Here is a 6,688-nt window from a genome sequence, read left to right as displayed (position 1 = left end):
AGCATTTACTGCGTAAGCCCATGCCGGTCGAAGATACCAGGCCGCTGCGACTGTTTATTAAAAACACAGCACTCTGCAAACACGAAAGTGGACGTATAGGGTGTGACGCCTGCCCGGTGCCGGAAGGTTAATTGATGGGGTTAGCTAACGCGAAGCTCTTGATCGAAGCCCCGGTAAACGGCGGCCGTAACTATAACGGTCCTAAGGTAGCGAAATTCCTTGTCGGGTAAGTTCCGACCTGCACGAATGGCGTAACGATGGCGGCGCTGTCTCCACCCGAGACTCAGTGAAATTGAAATCGCTGTGAAGATGCAGTGTATCCGCGGCTAGACGGAAAGACCCCGTGAACCTTTACTATAGCTTTGCACTGGACTTTGAATTTGCTTGTGTAGGATAGGTGGGAGGCTTTGAAGCGTGGACGCCAGTTCGCGTGGAGCCAACCTTGAAATACCACCCTGGCAACTTTGAGGTTCTAACTCAGGTCCGTTATCCGGATCGAGGACAGTGTATGGTGGGTAGTTTGACTGGGGCGGTCTCCTCCTAAAGAGTAACGGAGGAGTACGAAGGTGCGCTCAGACCGGTCGGAAATCGGTCGTAGAGTATAAAGGCAAAAGCGCGCTTGACTGCGAGACAGACACGTCGAGCAGGTACGAAAGTAGGTCTTAGTGATCCGGTGGTTCTGTATGGAAGGGCCATCGCTCAACGGATAAAAGGTACTCCGGGGATAACAGGCTGATACCGCCCAAGAGTTCATATCGACGGCGGTGTTTGGCACCTCGATGTCGGCTCATCACATCCTGGGGCTGAAGCCGGTCCCAAGGGTATGGCTGTTCGCCATTTAAAGTGGTACGCGAGCTGGGTTTAGAACGTCGTGAGACAGTTCGGTCCCTATCTGCCGTGGACGTTTGAGATTTGAGAGGGGCTGCTCCTAGTACGAGAGGACCGGAGTGGACGAACCTCTGGTGTTCCGGTTGTCACGCCAGTGGCATTGCCGGGTAGCTATGTTCGGAATAGATAACCGCTGAAAGCATCTAAGCGGGAAACTAGCCTCAAGATGAGATCTCACTGGGACCTTGAGTCCCCTGAAGGGCCGTCGAAGACTACGACGTTGATAGGTTGGGTGTGTAAGCGCTGTGAGGCGTTGAGCTAACCAATACTAATTGCCCGTGAGGCTTGACCATATAACACCCAAGCAATTTGTTTGTCCGAGAGGGCGCCAGATTGCGGTGTGTGAAGACGAAACGAACCGAAAGTTCGAGATACTCACAAAACACCGAAAGCTATCACATACCCAATTTGCTGAAGCGAGGCCAGCTGGCCACGACTCAGTACCCGAATTTCTTGACGACCATAGAGCATTGGAACCACCTGATCCCATCCCGAACTCAGCAGTGAAACGATGCATCGCCGATGGTAGTGTGGGGTTTCCCCATGTGAGAGTAGGTCATCGTCAAGATTAAATTCCGAAACCCCTGTCTGCTTACGCAGACAGGGGTTTTGTTTTAGTAGAAGTCACCGATTTTTGCTGGCACGTTACCGCGGTAACGGGCTGGTCACAGAATTTCTTGACGACCATAGAGCATTGGAACCACCTGATCCCATCCCGAACTCAGCAGTGAAACGATGCATCGCCGATGGTAGTGTGGGGTTTCCCCATGTGAGAGTAGGTCATCGTCAAGATTGAATTCCGAAACCCCTGTCTGCTTACGCAGACAGGGGTTTTGTTTTTCCGGGCAGCCACAAACGACTACTGGCTATGCTCTTGGCTGAGCTGCTCTATCAACGTCGGCGTCAGGTAATGCGGCCCATCGAACAGGTAGAGCTGATAGCCGTCATAGGCGTCGAGCTGGGGTTTTAGTTCGGCTGCCGTAGCCGAGCGGAATCCGCCGCCCGGTTGAGGGCGAAAGGCTTCGACGATGATCCGCACCCGATCTTTACCCAGGCGCTCGCGCAGGGCATCGGCGTAGGTTTTAGCAACAGGTGCCGAGCGTGCATGGACCCCGACGCCATCCTGGAAAAATACCCCTACGTCATTGGGCAACCACTGCTTGAGCCAATCGGCGGTGGCGTCGGGGCCAATGTTGGCTCCGTCATAGAGGCTGATCCACAAAGGCCTTGGCAGCTTGGCCAGCAGCGCGGGGAGTTCCTTGGCGCGACTCCAGCTGGGATCGACTTCCGCCGGAAAATACCAGCCTGTGACATGCAAGGGCGTGGGCAGTTTGGCAAGGCGTTCGGAGACTGCCGCCAACTGCTCAACGTTGTCACGCGAGCGATTTTCGCTGAAGTAACCCGCCAGCCCGAGGATCACGTCCTGGGCCCAGGGCTCCTTGGCGATGCGCACCCAGTCTGGCAGCACCGGCACGCTGGGCAACTCGCTACCGGGAATGAACGCCTGGCCATCGACCGCTGACCACTGCACCAGTAGCTCATGGGCTCCGAGCCTGTGCCAGTCGCCAGTGATCCCCACCGTATTATTGTCTGGCTGCCAGACAATACCGGCGATGTCGGGTGGCTGCGATTTTGCGAAGTACAACGCAGTACCCGCGCTGATCGACACCACCAGTGCCCCGATCAATGTCCGCGTAAAAGTGGGTGATGCGCGCAGCCTGTTCAAGAACAACACCTCAATAGGAATAGCTCAACCTGGCGAAGACACCTTGCGCGCTCTCATCACCAAAGACTCTCGCACGGTATTGCAGCGATAGATCCAGATAGGACTGCGGCGCAGTGTAGGTGCCTTCACGGAACCAGAAGCGCAGGTTATTGCCCAGTCCGATACCGCCCGAGTTGCCGGAGGAGTAGCGAGTGTGCTTCCCCGCGTCGGTCTCGCCGAACATTTTCGAGTTGTAATCCGCCGCGGCCACCAGATGCGGAAACGTGACCCAGCGTGAGCCGGGCTGACCGATGACATAACTGCGGCCGATCTGCCATTCGCTGTTGAAGTAAGTGCGCGACGCATCAAGGTAGTGGCCTGATTCAGCATACAACTGTGAGGTCCACCAACTCGGCGTATCAACGCGCAAATCAGTCCCCAGGCTTGCACCGTAGCCCAGGCGCAGCAGCCAGTCGCCGTCGATGTTCGAAGAACCCAGAGGAAACGATCGCTCCAGCGCGGCCATGATGTTGACCTGGGTGAAAGGTTTGACCCGCACCCCGAGCGTGCCTTGCAAGGCTTTGCCACCGGTGTCGGTGTTGTCCTCCTTGCTCCACAGTGTGTCGGTGACACGTCCGTAGAGTTCGACGAAGCGCGCATTGCGATAACCCAGCGGGCGCCAGAACGCTTCGGTGCTGTTCTGCAGGTTGTCGGTGTTGCTGCTCGGCGCGCCGTTCAAACCGTTGATGGAGCTGTTTCCACGATAACTCGTGGTACTGGTCAGCCCCCGGTCTCGGGACACATCGGCCACCGCACGGCGGGTGTCGAACAGTTGCTGATCGGTCATGGGCAGTTCACCCACGGCGCGCTTGAAATAGCTTATGGCCTGAGCATCATCCCCGGTGCGCAGGGCGGTGTAGGCCGCGTCTTGCGTCGCGCGAGGCGGCAGGGGCGTTTGCCCGTCCGCTTGGGCAAAGGCCGCCTGTGCTGCTGGAAAATCGCCGGCTTCAAGCAGCAGGTAAGCCAGCTCCAGTTCGCCGGTGGAGGTGATTGCGCCTGCCTGGCGTGCTTGCTGTAAACGTTCACGGGCCATTTGATAGTTGCCCAGTGCAGCGTACAGGCTGGCCTGTTCCTCAGTGGACAGATTGCCCACTGCCAAGGCCTGGGTGAAGTCCTGCCGTGCGCCAGCGCGGTCACCCAGGCGTTTTCGCAGGTGTCCGCGCTGAACCAGCAGCGTCGCGTCATTCTCGGTAAACGCCAGGCCTGCGTTGGCGCTGCTCAAGGCCTCGGGCAACTCACCTTGCGCAGTCTGGGCACTGACCAGCAGACGTCGGTAGGTCGGATCGCGGGGGAAGCGTTGCACAGCGTCCTTTGCGTAAACAACGGCGGCGTTGTAATCCTGGCGGCCCAAGGCGGCATACCCCTGGGCTGCGGCCTGCACCGCCATGTGTCGCTGGATCGATTCGTAGCGCACGCGCAACGCCGGGACATTTCCCAGCGCTTGCTGGGCGTCGTTGCTCGCCTGTTCGGCCTCAGGCAGGTGTTGTTGACGTTGCAGGGTTTCGATGAGCAACAGTCGATAATCCAGATTTTCGGGGGCCTGGGTGACGGCTTGACGTGCTGCGTCAGTCGCTGCGTTGAACTCGCCCCGGTCGTAAGCTTCGAGCGCTTTTGCGGCCGCTGCAAAACCGGGTTTTGGCCGGGCTTGAACCACAGGCAAGGGTTTGGGCAACGGATGGTCGCGCCGGTACTTGTCCTGCTGCGCCAGTTCGATCAGCTGGTTCAGGCGAACAATATCGGGGCGTTGGCGCAAGGCCTCCCTGGCTTTGGCGATGGCCAGGTCGTAGTCCTTGCGCTCGTAGGCGCTGTAGGCTTCATTGGCAATGACATAGGCCGGGCCGGTCAACGGCAATGTTTGCGCCTGGCCGAGCGCGGGCATCAGGCACAGCCCGGCGGTCAACAGGGGCAGGGCAATAGAGCGTTTCATGCCGGCTTTTCCGCTGGGTAATGGCTATGTTGCCGGGCGACGGCCTGCTCGATCGTTGTGCGTGACAACACGCCCGTGTCGACCAGGTAATCGCCGATACGGCCGTGGTGTTGCGGGCGGTAATTCAACATGGCGTGGTTGAAGACGTCGCGGTCCAACAACCCCATTTCGATCAACAGGTCGCCCAGCAGCGGTGCCTTGGAGTCTGGAGCAGGGTGGCCTTCGCGAAGGTTCAAGCGACGCAGCTGAGCGATGATTTGGCTTTCCCGAGCAACCAGTTGTAACGGCTCAGCACCCAATTCAGCGCTGATTTGCTGCATGCCTTCGGCGGGCAACGGGCTGGCGACGGCCACCTGTGGGCGTCCATCGGCGTTGACCGGCAACGGCACGACGCGCCAGCGCAGACAGAGTTCAGCGGTCAATGGGCTGGCCGCGAGATGTTTTTCCGAGAGGTCGAAAACCCGTGGCAAGTCATTCTGGAACGCAATCGCCTCGGCCAGCGTTTCGTCATCCAGCCAGCCGTGGCTGAGCAAAATACGACCCAGGGGTAATTGCCGAGTCTGTTGCTCGGCCAAAGCGCTTTTCAAGTGATGATCGTCGATGGCTTGCCACGACAACAACACGCTGCCCAGTCGACGCGGTGCCTGAGCCACCAGGTCGGTGGAGGGGAAATCGTGCATGGTCTTGTCCCAGACCAGCTTGCGGTTGAGCATCTTGCCCACCAAAAACATGCGCCATGCCCGAGCGGCGGCCATGAAATTGATAAAAATGCCCACCACCATGCGCGGGATGGACAATAGACCGTGCTGCCAGCCATAGAGGACTGTAGTGAAATAGCAGCGGTGCAAGATCCTCCAGACCAATGCGACGCCATTGGCCACGAACAAATACTCTATGAGCGCATTGTCACCCAAGGGTTTCGGGAAGCTGACGTCCCATAGACCGCTTTTACGTAGCACGAAGAACGCCAGCAACTGCGCGACGACAATGTAGGCAATGATGCTGATGAAGGCGGTGACGATGCCTTTACGGTCGCGAAACAGCAGATAACGGTTGGCCAGCGAGCCTGTCCAGCCTACCTGCTCCCAGCCTTGCAGGCCGATGCCCAAGGTCCAGCGGGCTTTCTGGCGAAAGGCTGTGCGAAAGGTGTCGGGGAAAAATTCGCGCACGCACAACGGCATTTCCAGGGTCGACTCGTAAGGCTTGCTGAACCACGATTTGCGTAACACCCGAAACTGCACCGGAAACCGCACGAAAATCGCGTTCATGCCGACGGCGGCCAGGCGTGCGCTGACGTCATAGTCCTCCGTCAGGCTGTCGGTATTGAATGGCTGATTGTTGGTCTGGCCGGTCAGCACCTGCAACGCCTTACGGGAGAAGCAGGTGCCCACGCCTGCCGATGGCACGGTGTCGGTCATGCTTTCACGCACCACCAAATCCTTGCCGTGCCATTCGGCGAACTCGTCCATGTAGGTCCCCGCGACCCACTCATACCAGTTGCGTTCAAGGGAAACCACGGGGAGCTGGATCATGTCCTTGCGTGGCAGCAAGTAGTTGAACAGGCGCAACTCCAGTGGGTGCAGGACGTCTTCGCTGTCATGCAGGATGACCCCGGCGAAGTTCATGCTGAACGTCTGCTCGTAAAGGAAAATGGCCTGGATCACCCAGTTCAGACAGTCAGCCTTGCAGGTCGGACCGGCATGGGGCACTTCCACCCGATGCAGTTGCTTGTAGCGCCGACGCATGCGCTCGACTTCGTCGATGGTCCGTTGATCGTTGATATAGGTTCCGACGAACACGACATAGTTTTGGTAATCGAGGGTCGAGACCATGTTCTCGATCATCGGCGCGATCACGTCGTATTCAAGCCAGGCGGGCACCATGATTGCCAGGGGTTGTTCATCCCGGGCGAGCAACTGCTCCTGGGTCAACGGATGGTACTTTCGATCGACGGTGAACTTGCGGTACAGGCGACGAGACCAGTACCAGATGTCGATGAAAAAATCGTCCAGGCTCGAGATCAGGATCAGCACCGCGATAACAAAGGTCGCGGTCTCCAGATAGCTGTAGTAATGGGCCAGCCAGTACGACCAATAAAGCGACATGAT

The 6,688-nt window shown here is 58.0% G+C and carries 3 protein-coding genes and 3 rRNA genes; 3 read left to right on the top strand and 3 right to left on the bottom strand.

The window, feature by feature from the left end; genetic code table 11:
• The 3 genes from F8N85_RS25540 to rrf (F8N85_RS25530) form a co-directional block, all read left to right on the top strand.
• Window positions 1-1,181 (top strand): 23S ribosomal RNA (locus F8N85_RS25540); the annotation flags it as partial.
• A 159-nt stretch (window positions 1,182-1,340) separates the two neighbouring features.
• Window positions 1,341-1,456, top strand: a 5S ribosomal RNA gene (gene rrf, locus F8N85_RS25535).
• A 108-nt stretch (window positions 1,457-1,564) separates the two neighbouring features.
• Window positions 1,565-1,680 (top strand): 5S ribosomal RNA (gene rrf, locus F8N85_RS25530).
• A 67-nt stretch (window positions 1,681-1,747) separates the two neighbouring features.
• Here the strand turns inward: rrf (F8N85_RS25530) and F8N85_RS25525 are convergent.
• From F8N85_RS25525 to F8N85_RS25515, 3 genes are read right to left on the bottom strand one after another with little or no spacing between them, the layout of a single operon-like run.
• Window positions 1,748-2,614, bottom strand: a complete 867-nt coding sequence (locus tag F8N85_RS25525; protein ID WP_412072509.1) for a hypothetical protein — start codon at window positions 2,612-2,614, stop codon at window positions 1,748-1,750.
• A 10-nt stretch (window positions 2,615-2,624) separates the two neighbouring features.
• The gene (locus tag F8N85_RS25520; RefSeq protein ID WP_150806281.1) at window positions 2,625-4,580 is read right to left on the bottom strand and encodes an NfrA family protein; all 1,956 of its coding nucleotides are present in this window, start codon (window positions 4,578-4,580) and stop codon (window positions 2,625-2,627) included.
• The gene (locus tag F8N85_RS25515; protein ID WP_150806280.1) at window positions 4,577-6,688 is read right to left on the bottom strand and encodes a glycosyl transferase family protein; all 2,112 of its coding nucleotides are present in this window, start codon (window positions 6,686-6,688) and stop codon (window positions 4,577-4,579) included. The genes F8N85_RS25520 and F8N85_RS25515 overlap by 4 nt, the downstream gene beginning before the upstream one ends.

It is taken from the genome of Pseudomonas fluorescens (assembly GCF_902497875.1).
Taxonomy (GTDB): domain Bacteria; phylum Pseudomonadota; class Gammaproteobacteria; order Pseudomonadales; family Pseudomonadaceae; genus Aquipseudomonas; species Aquipseudomonas fluorescens_BR.
The sequence above is the reverse complement of the archived record's forward strand: the minus strand, read 5'-3'. Positions and strand labels throughout refer to the sequence as shown.

Excerpts from the sequence above, each read along its gene's own strand:
- F8N85_RS25520 (WP_150806281.1), bottom strand. The coding sequence starts at position 4,580 with ATGAAACGCTCTATTGCCCTGCCCCTGTTGACCGCCGGGCTGTGCCTG.